The organism is Herbidospora sp. RD11066 (assembly GCF_054661255.1).
In genome coordinates this window covers 462887-477366 of record NZ_BAAGDO010000006.1, presented here as the reverse complement: position 1 = coordinate 477366, position 14480 = coordinate 462887, and the positions used below count along the sequence as shown (strand labels likewise).

The 14480-nt window shown below is 71.8% G+C and carries 11 protein-coding genes; 8 read left to right on the top strand and 3 right to left on the bottom strand.

Annotated features, from left to right (window positions below; translation table 11 throughout):
* Positions 1-131 precede the first annotated feature (131 nt).
* From ACYQ78_RS25015 to sepH, 3 genes are all read left to right on the top strand, one after another.
* Positions 132-1334, top strand: a complete 1203-nt coding sequence (locus ACYQ78_RS25015) for an MFS transporter (protein ID WP_459803336.1) — start codon at positions 132-134, stop codon at positions 1332-1334.
* Positions 1331-2608 (top strand): D-arabinono-1,4-lactone oxidase, encoded by a 1278-nt coding sequence (locus ACYQ78_RS25010; protein ID WP_459803335.1) that lies wholly within the window; start codon positions 1331-1333, stop codon positions 2606-2608. Before ACYQ78_RS25015 ends, ACYQ78_RS25010 begins: the two co-directional genes overlap by 4 nt.
* A 256-nt stretch (positions 2609-2864) precedes the next feature.
* A complete protein-coding gene (sepH, locus tag ACYQ78_RS25005; RefSeq protein WP_459803334.1) occupies positions 2865-4427 on the top strand; it encodes a septation protein SepH in 1563 nt (520 codons plus the stop codon).
* Here the strand turns inward: sepH and ACYQ78_RS25000 are convergent.
* On the bottom strand, positions 4424-5881 hold the full coding sequence (locus tag ACYQ78_RS25000; protein ID WP_459803333.1) for a PH domain-containing protein: 1458 nt from the start codon (positions 5879-5881) through the stop codon (positions 4424-4426). The two genes, sepH and ACYQ78_RS25000, sit on opposite strands and share 4 nt — an antisense overlap.
* The gene (locus ACYQ78_RS24995) at positions 5878-6387 is read right to left on the bottom strand and encodes a PH domain-containing protein (protein WP_459803332.1); all 510 of its coding nucleotides are present in this window, start codon (positions 6385-6387) and stop codon (positions 5878-5880) included. The genes ACYQ78_RS25000 and ACYQ78_RS24995 overlap by 4 nt, the downstream gene beginning before the upstream one ends.
* A gap of 239 nt (positions 6388-6626) precedes the next feature.
* Between ACYQ78_RS24995 and ACYQ78_RS24990 the strand changes: the two genes are divergently transcribed.
* From ACYQ78_RS24990 to ACYQ78_RS24970, 5 genes are all read left to right on the top strand, one after another.
* Positions 6627-7184: a YbhB/YbcL family Raf kinase inhibitor-like protein gene (locus tag ACYQ78_RS24990; RefSeq protein WP_459803331.1), complete on the top strand. Its 558-nt coding sequence runs from the start codon at positions 6627-6629 to the stop codon at positions 7182-7184.
* Between the two features lie 227 nt (positions 7185-7411).
* Positions 7412-8884, top strand: coding sequence for a DNA polymerase III subunit gamma/tau domain-containing protein (locus ACYQ78_RS24985; RefSeq protein WP_459803330.1), 1473 nt, complete (start codon positions 7412-7414; stop codon positions 8882-8884).
* Between the two features lie 50 nt (positions 8885-8934).
* The gene (locus ACYQ78_RS24980; protein ID WP_459803329.1) at positions 8935-11109 is read left to right on the top strand and encodes a SulP family inorganic anion transporter; all 2175 of its coding nucleotides are present in this window, start codon (positions 8935-8937) and stop codon (positions 11107-11109) included.
* A 73-nt stretch (positions 11110-11182) separates the two neighbouring features.
* The gene (locus ACYQ78_RS24975) at positions 11183-12184 is read left to right on the top strand and encodes an NAD-dependent epimerase/dehydratase family protein (protein ID WP_459803328.1); all 1002 of its coding nucleotides are present in this window, start codon (positions 11183-11185) and stop codon (positions 12182-12184) included.
* A gap of 103 nt (positions 12185-12287) precedes the next feature.
* Entirely contained in the window at positions 12288-14039 is a 1752-nt protein-coding gene (locus ACYQ78_RS24970) for a hypothetical protein (RefSeq protein ID WP_459803327.1), read from the top strand.
* Positions 14040-14047: 8 nt separating this feature from the next.
* On the opposite strand, the gene ACYQ78_RS24965 is transcribed toward ACYQ78_RS24970, so the two are convergent.
* Positions 14048-14422, bottom strand: coding sequence for a cupin domain-containing protein (locus ACYQ78_RS24965; RefSeq protein ID WP_459803326.1), 375 nt, complete (start codon positions 14420-14422; stop codon positions 14048-14050).
* Positions 14423-14480: the final 58 nt, after the last annotated feature.

Sequence of the window (14480 nt, the reverse complement as noted above, 5' to 3'; positions counted from 1 at the left end):
GGCCGTGAGACAAGGTCAGAGCAGTTTCCAGGGGAGTAAGCAGTAGTCGTCCGCGTGCCATCCCAATCCCCCATGGCCGCAGCCGAATTCGGTTCGCCCGGACGCAGGGTACGGGTTAGAGGTCTGTTCTCATGCGTACGTATCGGGGTCTGTTCCGCACGCCAGGTGCGAAGGGCTTCGTCATCTCCGGTTTCGTCGGGCGCATCCCGATGTCCATGCTGGGCATCGGCATCACGCTGCTCGTCTCGGCGGTCACCGGATCCATCGCGACGGCGGGCGCGGTAGCGGCCGTCTTCGCCCTCTCCACCGCGGTCGGCGCCCCCGTCATGGGACGGCTGAGCGACCGCTACGGCCAGGCGGCCATCGCGGCGCCCGCGGTGCTCGCGCACGGCGGCGCGGTCGTGGCGCTCATGCTGCTGGCGCACGCCGAGGCGCCGGTCTGGACGCTGTTCCTGGCCGCCGCCCTCGCGGGCCTGGCGGCGGTGCAGCTCGGGTCGATGGTGCGGGCCCGGTGGTCGCACCTGCTCGACGACCCGGCGCGGCTGCACACCGCGTTCTCGTTCGAGTCGGTCGCCGACGAGGTGATCTTCGTCACCGGCCCGGCCTTCACCGCGCTGGTGGCCACGTCCCTCAATGTGTACGCCGGTCTCATCGTCGCCGTCGTCCTGGCGGTGTCCGGCACTTTGGCGTTCGCGCTGTTCAAGAGCAGCCAGCCGCCGGTCGTCAAGGTGCGGGAGCACAAGGGCTCCCCGATCGCGATCCCGGGGGTGGCGCTGCTGTCGGTCGTCCTGCTCGGGATGGGCTCGGTGTTCGGCACGGTCGACATCGTCACGGTGGCCTTCGCCCAGGAGCACGGCAGCAAGGGCGTGGCCGGGCTGCTGCTCGCCGCGTTCAGCGCCGGGTCGATGGTCTCGGGTCTCTGGTACGGCTCCCGCGCCTGGAAGATCACCCTGCGCAGCCGGTTCGTGCGCGGGCTCGGCGTGTTCGCGGTGGGCCTGACCCCGATCGTGCTGATCGGCGAGCTGGCCCCGATGGCGGTCGCGCTGTTCTTCGCCGGGCTGGCCATCTCGCCCACCCTGATCACCAGCTTCTCGCTGATCGAACGGCTCGTCCCGGCCACCCAGCTCAACGAGGGCATGTCGTGGCTGACGACGTCGATCGGGTTCGGCGTGGCGGTCGGCGCGTGGGCGGGCGGGCACCTCGCCGAGACGTTCGGCGCCTCCAACGCCTACGGGTTCGCCTTCGGCTGCGCGCTGCTGGCGGCCGTGGTCGGACTGGCCGGTTCGAGCACCCTGCGCACGCCGGTGGTTTCTGAGTATCGTTCACGTTCATGACGTTCACGAACTGGGCGGGCAACCAGTCGATCACTCCGGCTGAGACGCGCACGCCCGGTTCGCCGGCCGAGGTCGCCCGGGCCGTCGGCGACGCGCGACGGCTGGGCCGCCGGATCCGCATGGTCGGCACGGGCCACTCCTTCACGGGGGTGGCCCTCACCGACGGGATCCTCCTGCGGCCCGAGGGCCTGACCGGGATCCTGGCGTTCGGCGACGACACCGTCACCGTCGCCGCCGGGACCCCGATCCACGTGCTGAACGTCGAACTCGACCGGCGCGGGCTGGCCCTGGCCAACATGGGCGACATCACCGCGCAGACCGTGGCCGGGGCGATCCAGACCGGCACCCACGGCAGCGGCCGGTCGGTCGGCGGGCTGGCCGACCAGGTGACCGCGCTGGAGATCGTGCTCGCCGACGGCTCTCTCGTGACCGTCTCGGAGGGCGACCTGTTCGACGCGGCCCGGGTCGGGCTGGGGGCGCTGGGCGTGCTGACGGCGGTGACGTTCCGGGTCGAACCGGCGTTCCTGCTGCACAGCAGCAGGGCGCCGATGAAGTTCGATGCGGTCTTGGACGCCCTCGACGCGTTCACCCTGGAGAACGAGCACCTCGACTTCTTCTGGTTCCCGCACACCGACCAGTGCCTGGTGAAGCGGAACAACCGGGCGGCCGGCGGGCAGCACACGCCGAGCCGGTTCCGCACCTGGCTCGACGAGGTCTTCGTGGAGAACACCCTGTTCGAGGTCACCAACCGGATGGGGGCGCGGTTCCCCGCGCTCATCCCGCCGGTCAACCGGCTCTCGGGGCTGGTGCTGGGGGCGTCCGATAGCGCCGACACGGCGTACAAGGTGTTCACCAGCGTGCGCGACGTGAAGTTCCTGGAGACCGAGTGGGCGATCCCGCGCCGTCACCTGGCCGGCGCCCTCCGGGAGGTGCGGCGCCTGATGGACCGGTCGCCGTGGCGGGTCACGTTCCCGGTGGAGGTGCGGGTCACGCCGCCCTCGACGGCCTGGCTGTCGACCGCCTACGACCGCGACTCGGCGTACATCGCGTGTCACGTCTACCGGCGCACTCCGAACCCGGGCTACTTCGCGGCGGTCGAGGAGGTCATGGCCGGGCTGGGCGGCCGGCCCCACTGGGGCAAGCTGCACAACAAGGACGCCACCTATCTTTCCCAGGTATATCCGCGTTTCGCTGACTTCGTGGCCCTACGTGATCGCGTCGACCCGGACCGGATCTTCGGCAACGCCTACCTGGACCGTGTCCTGGGCGGCTAGTTCTCTGTCGAGTTGACCCAAGTTCACCTCCATCGGGTACGTCTACCGGGAGAATCCGACGAGGACCCTGAATCGCTTGCTCAACCAGCCTGTCTATAGCAGGGTGAACGCGACAATGTGATGGGTGTCATGTCGCCTCCGCGACCCCTGGAGAAGGCGATGTTCGGACATGCCGGGTACGGTGCTTGGAAGGCAACCGGCTCACGCGAGAGACTCAAGGGTCCGGGGGAAGATTCAGCACGACGAAGGGACTCGCATGCAGGAGCTCCGTCTCGTCGCGGTGAGTGAGGACGGCACTTACCTCGTCCTGGCCACGGCCGGGAGGGGTACCCGCTTCACGCTGCCCGTCGACGACCGGCTCCGTGCTGCCGTCCGCGGCAACTTCTCCCGTCTCGGTCAATATGAGATCGAAGTGGAGAGCCCGTTGCGCCCCAAGGAGATCCAGGCCCGCATCCGTGCCGGTGAGACCGCCGAGGAGATCGCCGCCACGGCGGGCATCCCCGTCGAGCGCGTGCGCTGGTTCGAGGGGCCGGTGCTCCAGGAACGCGAATACATCGCCCAGCAGGCCCAGCGCGTCGCCGTCCGCCTCCCCGGCGAGACCGTCGCCCGCCCCACGCTCGGCGAGCTCGTCGCCGAACGCCTCACCCGGCGCGGCGTCCCCGTCGACGAGATCGACTGGGACTCCTGCAAGCGCGACGACAACCTGTGGCGCATCAAGCTCGGTTACGTGTGGAACGGCCACACCCGCCACGCCGAGTGGCTCTTCGACCCCCGCCGCCGTCACGTCTCCCCCTACGACGACGAGGCGATGCGCCTGTCGGCCGACGACTACGTCGACCCCCAGGCCGAAGACACGACGGTGCGCCCGTTCGTGCCCCGAATAGCGGGCAAACTCGCTCCGGTCCCGCCGCCCGACTTCGACTACGACCTCGCCGAGGCCCCGCCGTTAAGAGTCGCCCCCAACGGCAACCTGCCCGACCACTTCTCCCCGCGTTTCACCCCCGAGCCCCCCGCGCTCCCGGCCGCCTTCCACGAGCCTCCCGCACCCCCGCACTACGCGATCCCCGAGCCGCCCGCCCCCCAGGAACCGCGCTACTCCGCGCCCGAACCCCCGGTCGTCCAGGCGCCCGAGCCCCCGGCCAGCCCGCCGGTCGCCGCGCAGGAGGTCCAGGCGACCCCCGTTCCCGAGGCACCGGCCCCCGCCCAGGCGGAGCCGGAGCCGCAGGTCAGCGCGCCAGAAACACCGGCCGCCGAGCCTGCCGCACCCGCCGCGCAGGAGGCCCGCCCGGCCGAGCCCGAAGCCCCGGCGGTGCAGGAGGCCGACCCCGAGCCCGAGCCCGTCGTCGAAGAGGCCCCGCAGGTCGCGCCGGAGCCCCCGGCCGCCGCTGCCACGCCCGCCGCGCCTGCGGCGGAGGCGCGTCCGGTCGAGCCCGCCGTTCCGATCATGGACCGTGCCGCGGAAGAGGCGGCGGCGTTCGTCGCGCCCGAGGCGCCGGCCGTGCCGCAGCAGGCCACGCCCGCCGCCGAGTCCGTTCCGGCGGCGGCTCAGGCCCCCGTGCCGGAGCCGGTCGCCGAGGAGCCCGCTGAGGAGCCGCCGACCCCGGCGGTCATGCCGAAGACGGTCGCGCCCCGGCCCGGTCCGCCGCGGGCCAAGCCGCCCGCGCAGCGGCCGGCGCCCAAGGAGGAGAGCCCGGCCGAGCCGGTGCCCGCGGGTGCCGCCCCGGCGCCCAAGCCCGCGCCGCGCCGCAAGTCGCGGGCCCGCCGGGCGTCCGTCCCGTCGTGGGACGAGATCATGTTCGGGGCGCCCAAGCAGGACTAACGCTTGAGGAAGGGCGCCATCCACTCGGGGGTGACCTCGGCGGCGAAGGCGGCCGCCTGGGTCTCGCCCGCGTCGATCGCCTTGTAGCCGCCGCTGCCCGCGCCGACTCCGGCGATCACCGTCACCAGCCGGGACCTGCGCTGGAACCACGACTGCTCGATGGTCCAGCCGACCACCGCGCGGCGTTCGACGACCGCCTGCGCGCGGCGCAGCGAACCCGACCGGACCGACAGGCGGGTGCCGTCGTAGGTGTGGCCGAGCGAGCGGTATCGGTCGAGGCCCAGCGCGATTCCGGCCACGGCCAGCACGGTGGCGATGGTGGCGATGATGGTGTGGCCCAAGACGTACAGGACCAGGGCCGCGACCAGCCACGGCGCGATCGCCCGGAACAGGCGGCGGCGCCGGGCGGCGGGCGGATGCGGGCGCAGCGCCTCGCTGAACGGGCCGACCGCCTCGGCGGCGATGTCGTCGACGGCGGCGCGGGGGGCCACCGGCAGGAGCTGCCCACGGGTCTCGGAGTCGCCGAGACCGGTCACCACGGCCCAGAGACGGGCCACCTTGGCCTGGCGCTCCAACGGGCTCTCGGCGATCTCGTAGCCCCGGATGCGGCGGCGTTCGAGGGAGACCACGCGCCGGTTGACGAGCCCGCGCTCGGCCACCAGGTGGTCGCCCCGGCCGAGCAGCACGAAGTTCCAGTTGAACACGGCGTACATCGCGGCGCCGAGGAACGGCATCAGCACGACCAGCGCGACCGCGACGCCGACGAGCAGCAGCGGGTGGCCCCAGAGCCACGAGCCGACGGCGACGGCGTCGTCTTCGTCGAGCCCGAGCTCGCCGCCCCACTGGAACGCGAGGCCGACCGCACCGGCGACCAGCGCGAACGGCGTGAACAGGAACGCGCCGGAGAGCGGGCCGTAGCGCAGCCACGCCCTCGGCGCCCGCAGGAACACGTGGTCCTGCGGCGCGACGGCGGCGGCCTGCTGCTCGGGGACGGCGACGTCGTGACGCGACAGCAGCACCGCGCGCAGGCGCTCGGCCTCCTCGACGGTGATGCCGTCGAGCTCGCCCTCCTGCTTGTCGCCCCCGGCGCCGGTGTCGAGCTTCAGCACCGCCAGGCCCAGCAGCCGGTGGAGGAACGGGGTGGTGACGTCGACCCCCCGGATGCGCTCCAGCGGGATGACGCGGGTGGAGCGGCCGATGAAGGCGCGGGACAGCTCCAGCCTGCCGCCGGTGATGGTGTAGGAGAAGGTGGCCCAGCGGACCACGGCGTACAGGACCGAACCGGCGACCCCGAACGCGGCCCAGATGAACGAACGCGGCGAGAAACCGCCCGCGACCAGCACACCGGCGAGCGGCACGAGCAGCGAGGGCAGCACCCGGATCGGGTCGATGAGCAGCAGCCGGGGGCTGAGCCGGGCCGCCTCGGGCACCGGCTCCTGGACGGGGATGCTCACGTGGCGTCGTCCCTGAGTTCCTGGGCCCGGCGCGACAGCTCCTCGGCCAGCCGCGCGGCCACCTCGAAATCGAGCCCCTTGATGGTGGACGACCCCGCGTAGGACGCGGTTCGGATCTCCACTGTGGCCAGCCCGAAGAAGCGCTCCAGCCAGCCCTGTTCCTTGTCGACCGTCTGGATGCGGGACACGGGCACGAACACCCACTCGCGCGACAGCCAGCCCGACCGCGCGTAGACGACGTCGGCGGCCAGCTCCCACCGGTGCACCGAGAACCGGACGATCGGCTCGGCGAGCACGAACGGCACCGACAGCAGGCCGAGCGCGAGCGGGACGACCCAGGTGCGGTCGAGCAGCCACTGGGGCAGGAACTCCCAGCCCCTCATCCACATGGACAGCAGCACCAGCCCGCCCACCAGCAGCACCGTCACGATGACGGCCTCCGCGAACCACAACGACCTGGCCCTCGGCGACACCTGGTTGGCGGGGTCACGCAGCGCGTCACGCATCTGGCATCACGGATCCCACCCTAAATCGTCGGGATGTGCCGTTGGTCACCCCCCAACCCGCGCTTGAAGATTTCTACCGGCGAGTACCCGTTCCCCACCAGAACCATAGGAATCCCAGGTCACACGGTCTCACGCGATCGGGCCGGACGAACGAACCCGGCGTATCTGGAGTTTCTTCTCGCGGCGGATCATCGCGATCCGGTCGGCGCACCAGCGGGATCCGCGTAGCATCATCGGGCATGGGGTCGCTGACGAAGTCCGTTCGCACGCGCCGAGCCGCTCTCATTCCGGCGGCGGTCGTGGCGCTGACGGCATCGGCCTCGGGCTGCGGGATCGTGGGCGGCGGTTCGCCCGCCAACCTCGACGTGATCAGTGTGTCGAGCCCGCAGTTCCGTGACGGCGACCCGCTGCCGTCCGGCTACTCGTGCACGGGAGACCTGGGCAATCCGCCCCTCCGCTGGTCGGGTACGTCGGGCGCCAAGTCGGTGGCCCTCGTGGTCGACGACAACGCCGACGGCGAGAAAGCGATGGTGCACTGGGTGGTCTTCAACATCGAGCCCGACACCACCGAACTCGCGGAGAACAGCACCCCCCGGGGTGCACGGCAGGGGCAGACAACTGATGGAAAAGTCGGATTTGTGCCCCCATGCCAGCCTGATGACAGCTACCGTTTCACCGTCTACGCCCTGAACAAGAAACTGGACCTCCCGCAGGGCGCCCCCCTCTCGGAGAGTCTGGCCACCATCGCGTCCCACACCATCGCCCGAGGTCGGCTCACTGCGACTGACATCGAGTGACATGCTGATGACCGGAGGTAGTAGTGGTGGACCAATCTTCGCCTAGGGTGTGACAACGGTCATTGTGGTCGAGCAGAATCGGATCCTGAATTGCTGAGCGCAGGTGATCACAGGGGGCAGGTCGCGTCGATGGCCGCGCGATCTCACCGGCGCCGCTGGAAGGCCATGGCCTTGAGGGTGGTGCTATGACCGCGGTCATTTTGGGCCTTGTCGCCGTTGTGCTGTTGGTGCTGATAGTCGTGGCACTCGGCATGCGGTCGATGAACCGGAGAGAGAGCGCGCTCTCCTCCGAGCGCATCAAGGCGATGGCCGAGGGCGCCGCGAAGAAGAAGGGCAGCCGGCCGGCCGAAGAAACGTTTTTCGAGAGTTTTCCCGAGGGTTTCGACGCTTTCGAGGAGCCTTCGAAGAAGCCCCCGGCCAAACCGGCCGGAAAACCCGCAGGCCCGCCCCGTCCGGGCAGCCGCCAGGGTGCCAAACCCCCGCAGCGCGGCGCCAAGGCGCCCGCCGGAGCCAACGCCCCCCGGGGCAAACGCGGCGTCGACGAGTGGGGTTCCAACGACGACTACGACGACGACTACTGGTCGCGCGTACGCGCCGATGACGGTGCGTTCGGCGGCACCATCCGGCAGCGCATGGCCACCCCCCGCCCGGTCGAGCCCGAGCCCGCAGCCTCCACGCCGGCGGCCCCCGCTCCCGTCTCCGCCGTCGACCCCAACGCCGCGACCGTTCAGGGCGTCCTCCCTCAGCGCCCGGCCGCCGCTCCGCCCGTGCAGCCTCTTCCCGTCGCTCCGGTCCCCGGTGTCGTGACCCCGATCGCGGCCACGCTCACCCCGGGTGTGGTCACCCCGATCACCGGCCCGCTCAACACGGGCACCCCCTCCAACGGTTTCTTCTCGCCCGACACCGGCCGGGTCGACGGCCTGCGCGCGACCCCCTCATCGCAGCTCGCCGAGCAGAAGACGGTCACCTTCTCCGCGCCGACCCCCGATCTGACCAGCCCCGCGACCGGACCGTTCACCCCGCCGGGCGCCTCGACCGACCCCTTCGCGGCGGGCCCTTCGACCGGCATGTTCGAGACCCGGCCGGGCGCCTACGACCAGCCCCCGACCGGACCGTTCCCCAGCCGTCCCGGCTACGACACGGGTTACGGCAGCGGTTCCTTCCCGGCTCCGCAGCCCGAGCCGATCCCCCCGGCCTACCCCGAGCCGACCGGCTGGCCGGTCCAGCCCGCGCCGTCCTATCCGCAGCCCCCGGCCGGTTCCACGCCCCCGGCGTGGGGCGGAAGCGGCGACGTGTTCGACGACCCCCAGCCTCTCCAGGGCAGCAACGCGACCTGGGCGGCCGGCGACGCCGCGGGCTACCAGATGCCGGCCCCGCCGCCCTCCTACAACGACTTCTCGACCGGCGCCTACCAGACCGGGAACATCCCGGCGACCCCGGCGCCCGGCTCCTACGAGGTCAGCGCCGGGTGGGCGACCATCGACGACTCCGACTCGGTGGCCGGTGCCTACGGCTACGACCAGCAGGGTTACCCCGGCGGCGCGGTCCCGCCCGGCCAGCCCGCACCGCCGCAGAACACCGGCGGCAGCTGGCCCTCCTACGACGAGCTCTATCCCGAGCAGACCACCCGCAGCGGTGGCGGGCGGCGCGGCACCCACCGGAACAACCCCGAGACCGACCAACCCGACTATTACCGCTGATTTCCCCGTCCTTGTAGGCCCCCCGGCTGACCTTGGCATAAGGTCGCCGCATGACCGGGGGTAACAGTTCGACCACGCAGCGTTTCCTTGATGTGCTGCGGCATGACGTTCCGGCCTCGCTCGTGGTGTTCCTGGTGGCGGTTCCGCTGTCACTGGGCATCGCGGTCGCGTCCGGGGCGCCGATCGCGGCCGGGCTCGTGGCGGCCATCGTCGGCGGCATCGTCGCGGGGGCCCTGGGCGGCTCCGTCGTCCAGGTGAGCGGCCCGGCGGCCGGGTTGTCGCTGGTGGTGGCCGATCTCGTCCAGGTGTACGGCTGGCGGGCCACCTGTGCCATCACTCTCGCGGCGGGGCTGCTGCAGATCGTCCTTGGCGCGTTCCGGGTGGCGAGGGCCGCTCTGGGGGTCTCGCCCGCCGTCATCCACGGCATGCTGGCCGGGGTCGGCGTCGTCATCGCGCTCTCGCAGCTCCACATCGTGCTGGGCGGCAGCCCACAGCGGTCCGCCCTCGACAACCTGCTCGAGATACCGGCCCAGGTGGCCGGTCTCCACGGCGACGCCGTCATGATCGGGCTGCTGACGATCGGGGTGCTGCTCATCTGGGACCGCATTCCGAAGGTCCGGTTCGTGCCCGCGCCGCTGGCCGCGCTCGCCATCGCGACGGCGACGGCGGCGGTGGCGGGCTGGCAGTTCACCGAGGTCGACCTCGCCAACGGGCTGAGCCAGCTCGCCGGGCCGATCCTGCCCACCGGCGACTGGCACGCCATCGCCGCCTCGATCCTGCTCGTCGCCGTGCTCGCCGGGGTCGAGTCGCTGCTGACCTGCGTGGCGGCCGACCGCATGCACGACGGCCCGCGCGCCGACCTCGACCGGGAGCTGTGCGCGCAGGGCGTCGCCAACGTCGTGTCCGGCGGTCTCGGCGGCCTGCCGGTGTCGGGTGTGGTGGTCCGCACCACCACGAACGTCCGGGCCGGGGCGCGCAGCCGCTGGTCGACGGTGCTCCACGGCGTGTGGGTGCTGATCGCGACGGTCGCGTTCGCCTCCGCGCTCGGGCTGATCCCGATGGAGGCGCTGGCCGCGCTGCTGCTGTTCATCGGCGTGAAGATGGTCAACCTGGGCACCGCGCGCGGGCTGCGCGGCCACGGCGAGATGCCGATCTACTTCCTGACCATGGGCGCGGTCGTGCTGATCGGGCTGGCCGAGGGCATCGTCATCGGGCTGGGCCTGGCGGCGCTGCTGGCGCTGCGGCGGCTGACCTGGGTGTCGGTCGAGGTCACCCCCGGCGGCGGGCGCTGGCGGGTCGTGGTGACCGGCTCGCTCATCTTCATCGGGGTGCCCAGGCTCACCGAGTCGCTGCGCACGATCCCGCGCGGCGCCAACGTCGACCTGCTGCTCAACGTCGACTTCATGGACAACGCGGCGTTCGAGGCGCTGCACAACTGGCGGCTCGAACACGAGCGGGCGGGCGGCACGGTCGACATCGACGAGCTGCACGACAACTGGTACATGGCCGCCGCCAGCGGAACCCGGGTCTTCCCAGCCAAGACGCCGCCGAAGCAGGACTGGTCGTGGCTGCCGTGGTCGCACCGCAGGCCCCCGGCCGACCAGGCCGACCTGCTGGAGGGCACCCGCGAATACCAGCGCCGGACCGCTCCACTGATCCGGCCGCTGCTGACCCGCATGGCGCGCGCGCAGTCGCCGTCCCATCTGTTCATCACGTGCGCCGACTCGCGGGTGATGCCGTCGGTGATCACCGCGAGCGGTCCTGGCGACCTGTTCATGGTGCGCAACGTCGGCAACCTGGTGCCGAGGTTCGAGTCGGTGCCGTCCGACGACTCGGTGGCGGCGGCGATCGAATACGCCGTCGGCGTGCTCGGCGTCTCCACCATCACGGTGTGCGGACACTCGGGGTGCGGCGCCATGGCGGCGCTGCTCGGCGAGGCGCCCACGGGCCTGACGGCGGTGGGCAACTGGCTGCGCCACGGCCACCACACGGTCGAGCGGTTCGAGGGCAGCCCTGCGGGGCCCGACGAGCCGGCGCTCGACCACCTGTGCCGGATCAACGTGATCCAGCAGCTCGAGAACCTGCGCAGCCATCCGATGGTCGACCGTTTGGAACGTGCCGGGAAACTGGAGCTGTCGGGGCTCTACTTCGACATCGCGACGGCACGAGTACACGTTCTCGATGAGGAAGGCTTCAGCCCGGTGCCGGAACTTCGCAGTCTCTGAATTCGCACAGGGTGAAATCGGCTTGGCGTGAAACCGCTCGGAGCGGAAGGTATCGGGCGCCCAAGATGGGGCCATGAGAATTCTGGTGATCGGCGGCTCGGTCTTCCTCGGCCGGGCCCACGTCGACGAGGCCCTCGCCCGGGGCCACGAGGTGACCATGTTCAACCGGGGCGTGAGCCGCAGTGACCGCCCCGGCGTCGAGATCGTCCACGGCGACCGTGAGAACCACGACGACCTGGTGCGGCTCGTCGAAGGACGCGAGTGGGACGCCATCGTCGACGTGTGCGGCTACACGCCGGCGACGGTGCTCGACGGGGTGCGCGTGTTCAACGGGCACGCGCCCCTCTACGCGTTCATCTCCAGCATCAGCGTCTACAAGGGGTTCCCGGGCGAGATCGGGATCACCGAGGAGTCCGAGCAGTTCCCTGGCGACCCCGAGGCGACCGAGGGCGACTACGGCACCGCGAAGTCGGGCTGTGAGCTGGCCGTCAGCGAGTTCTTCGAGGGCGGCACGCTCATCGTCCAGCCGGGCCTGATCCTGGGCCCCCACGAGAACGTCGGGCGCCTGCCCTGGTGGCTGACCCGCATCGAGCGCGGCGGCCGGGTGGTCGCGCCGGGGAACCCCGACCGCGAGATGCAGCTCATCGACGCCCGCGACATCGCCGCGTTCACGATCTCCCAGCTCGAGAAGGGCGCGACGGGCAAGTTCATGACCGGTGGCGTCCCGGCGAACACCACCTATGGGCGGTGGCTGCGCGACTGCATCGAGGTGACCGGGTCGGACGCCGAGCTGGTCTGGGTCGACGACGCGGTCCTGCACGAGCACGGGGTGCAGATGTGGACCGAGTTCCCCCTCTGGGCCGACGACAGCATGCCCGGCACGTGGCTGACCGACTCCTCCAAGGCCCACGCGGCGGGGCTGACGTGCCGCCCGGTGAGCGAGACCGTGCGCGACACGTGGGAGTGGCTGCGGCACGTCCCGGTCGAAGATCGGGTGTTCGGGGCGCGGTTCCAGCACGGGATCGATCCCGACAAGGAGGCCGCGATCCTGGCCGACTGGGACAAGCGGGCCTGACGACTTTCCCGGCATCCCCACCGAGAGTGGGACCCTGCCCCTAGGATTCACGAGCCGCGTTCAGGCGGCTACACCGCGTGATGACTCGGGGAGATTCGTTTCCATGGCAAGGTCCATCAAGGGGAACTCCGCCCTTGCCCGGCCCTACCGCGACCTCGTGTGGCTCGCCTATCTGACGCTGCCGCCCGACAGCGGCGAGCGGCGGGTGCTGCTCGCCCACCGCCTCGCCGCGAAGGCGCTCCTGCGCCGTCCCGACGACCCCGCCCAGGCCCGTCTCGACGTGCTGAAACGGGTGCTGAAGCGGCGTCCCTACCCGTTGATCGGGTTCGGGCGCCGCCTTGAGGTGGTGCCCGCCGTCGTCCGCAGCGACGAACGCGCGTTCACCGCGGCGCTGGAGGAGCTGCCGCCCGCCGCGCGCGCCGGATACGCGCTCACCCGCATCGAGGGCCTCGACGCCGGTGAGGCCCGGCGCCTGCTGGCCGCCGCCGGGGTGGCCGAGCCGACGATCGCGCTGGCGCTGCTGGAGGCTCTCGACGACGAGCACGGCCGCTTCGCCGACCACCGCCCGGCCGCCGATCCGACGCTGGCCCGCATCTACGGCCGGGGCCCGTCCAAGGTCCTGATGGCGCTGCTCGCCGCCGGGGGCCTCCTCGCCGTCTCGGGCGTCCCCCACCTGCTGGGCCTGTACGACGTCAGCGCCGCCACCACCGCCGAACCCGCCTTACCCGAGGTCAGCAGGGTCTCCCCCGGCACCTGGCGGACCACCACCACCCTCGACCTGCACACCTGGGAACCCCGGGGCGACCTGACCGACGACGACGGCCTGATCACCCGGGTGGTCCGGGCCTGGCAGGGCGAGGTCACCGCGCAACCGGTGTCGGGCGCGCTGCCCACCCCGCCGGTGGCACCCCAGCTGCTGTTCGCGGGCCGTCTCGACGGCACCACGGTCGTGCTGCTGCGCGACTCGGGCCGGGTCGCCCGCTACGCCGAAGACGGCCGGTCGCGGTCGCTGGAGGTGTTCCCCGAGCCCCGGCTGAAGCCCGACGGGTCGAGCCCGCTGAAGCTGTCGGGTGGCCGTTATCTGCTGCCGCCGTGGGTGACCGAGGTGTCGGCGGCCAACCTGAGCCGTCTCGGCGCCAAGTGGCGGCCGATCACAGTGACGGGCGGCGTGACCGATCCGGTGCCCCAGGTCACGGTCGGGCCGTGCTGGCGCGGCCCGGTGCTGCGGCTGCGCGCGCCGCAGGTGGCGCACGGAATGCCGTACACCATGCTCGATCTGGGACGGCTCGCGCTCGCGAACGTGACGCACCAGGCGCCGCCGCCCGCGGAGATCAACCGGCTCGGGCCCGAGGAGATCGACGTGTCGCCGGGCGGGTTCAGCGCGTGGGCGCACCTGTCGTGCGCGCTGCCGTTCCCGGCGGCCGAGGCCGAGGCGGCGACGGCCTGGGAGTTCTGGTCGGGCGAGCTGCCCGAGGCGGCGCGGGCGCGCTGGATGTGCGCCCGGTTCGCCAACGCCGACGGCACGAGCGCGGTGCGCGGCATCCTCGCCGTCGCCACCCCCGGCCGGACCGTGACGATCCCGACGGGCAGCCTCACCGGCACGTGGGACTGCTCCCGGCTGAAGCGCCACGTGGTGTCGGCGACCTGGTGGCAGGCGCCGTCGGGCCAGTGGTACTACCTGGTCGCGGGCAGCCGCGACGTCCTGCGCATCACCGTGACGGGCGCCTCGGTGAAGGACGTCGTCGACGGACGCGGCCTGATCGCCGCCCTCGGCCCGAAGGGCGGCACCCAGCCGGCCGGCGAGGTCACCGTGACGGCGGGCACGACGACGGTGCTACGGGAGACCAGCCCTTAGGCGATCCCTTAGGCGATCCAGGGCGGGGTGCCGTGGACGGTCCCGTCGGCCAGTATCACCTGGGCTCCCCCGGCGGCCGTGACGACGGCGGTGAACCCCTCTCCCGCGGCGGTGACCCGGCGGGCGGTGTGCGGCGGCATCACCACGGTGTCGCCGCCCGCGACCTCGAAGGTCTCGCCGCCGAGTTCGACCGTGGCGCCGCCGGTGACGAACGCCCAGATCTGCTCGCTGTCGAAGTCGTGCCTCGGCCCGGCGACGCCCGCCGGGACCTCCACCTTCCAGAGGGAACGTCCAGCTCCGCCCTGGGTGGGCGAGGCGAAGGTGGTCATGACCCCGCCGGGGGTCTCGGAGCGGCGGGCGGCCGCGGCGCGGATGACGGTCATTTCTGATCCCCTAAGATAGACAATGTCGTTGTCCATATAGTCAACGAGGTTGTCTTTT

What these genes read in the sequence shown, in the direction of transcription:
- ACYQ78_RS25010 (WP_459803335.1), top strand. Translation starts at nt 1,331, where the DNA reads ATGACGTTCACGAACTGGGCGGGCAACCAGTCGATCACTCCGGCTGAG.
- ACYQ78_RS24980 (WP_459803329.1), top strand. Translation starts at nt 8,935, where the DNA reads ATGACCGGGGGTAACAGTTCGACCACGCAGCGTTTCCTTGATGTGCTG.
- ACYQ78_RS24970 (WP_459803327.1), top strand. Translation starts at nt 12,288, where the DNA reads ATGGCAAGGTCCATCAAGGGGAACTCCGCCCTTGCCCGGCCCTACCGC.
- ACYQ78_RS24975 (WP_459803328.1), top strand. Translation starts at nt 11,183, where the DNA reads ATGAGAATTCTGGTGATCGGCGGCTCGGTCTTCCTCGGCCGGGCCCAC.
- ACYQ78_RS24965 (WP_459803326.1), bottom strand. Translation starts at nt 14,422, where the DNA reads ATGACCGTCATCCGCGCCGCGGCCGCCCGCCGCTCCGAGACCCCCGGC.
- ACYQ78_RS25015 (WP_459803336.1), top strand. Translation starts at nt 132, where the DNA reads ATGCGTACGTATCGGGGTCTGTTCCGCACGCCAGGTGCGAAGGGCTTC.
- ACYQ78_RS24990 (WP_459803331.1), top strand. Translation starts at nt 6,627, where the DNA reads ATGGGGTCGCTGACGAAGTCCGTTCGCACGCGCCGAGCCGCTCTCATT.
- ACYQ78_RS24995 (WP_459803332.1), bottom strand. Translation starts at nt 6,387, where the DNA reads ATGCGTGACGCGCTGCGTGACCCCGCCAACCAGGTGTCGCCGAGGGCC.
- sepH (WP_459803334.1), top strand. Translation starts at nt 2,865, where the DNA reads ATGCAGGAGCTCCGTCTCGTCGCGGTGAGTGAGGACGGCACTTACCTC.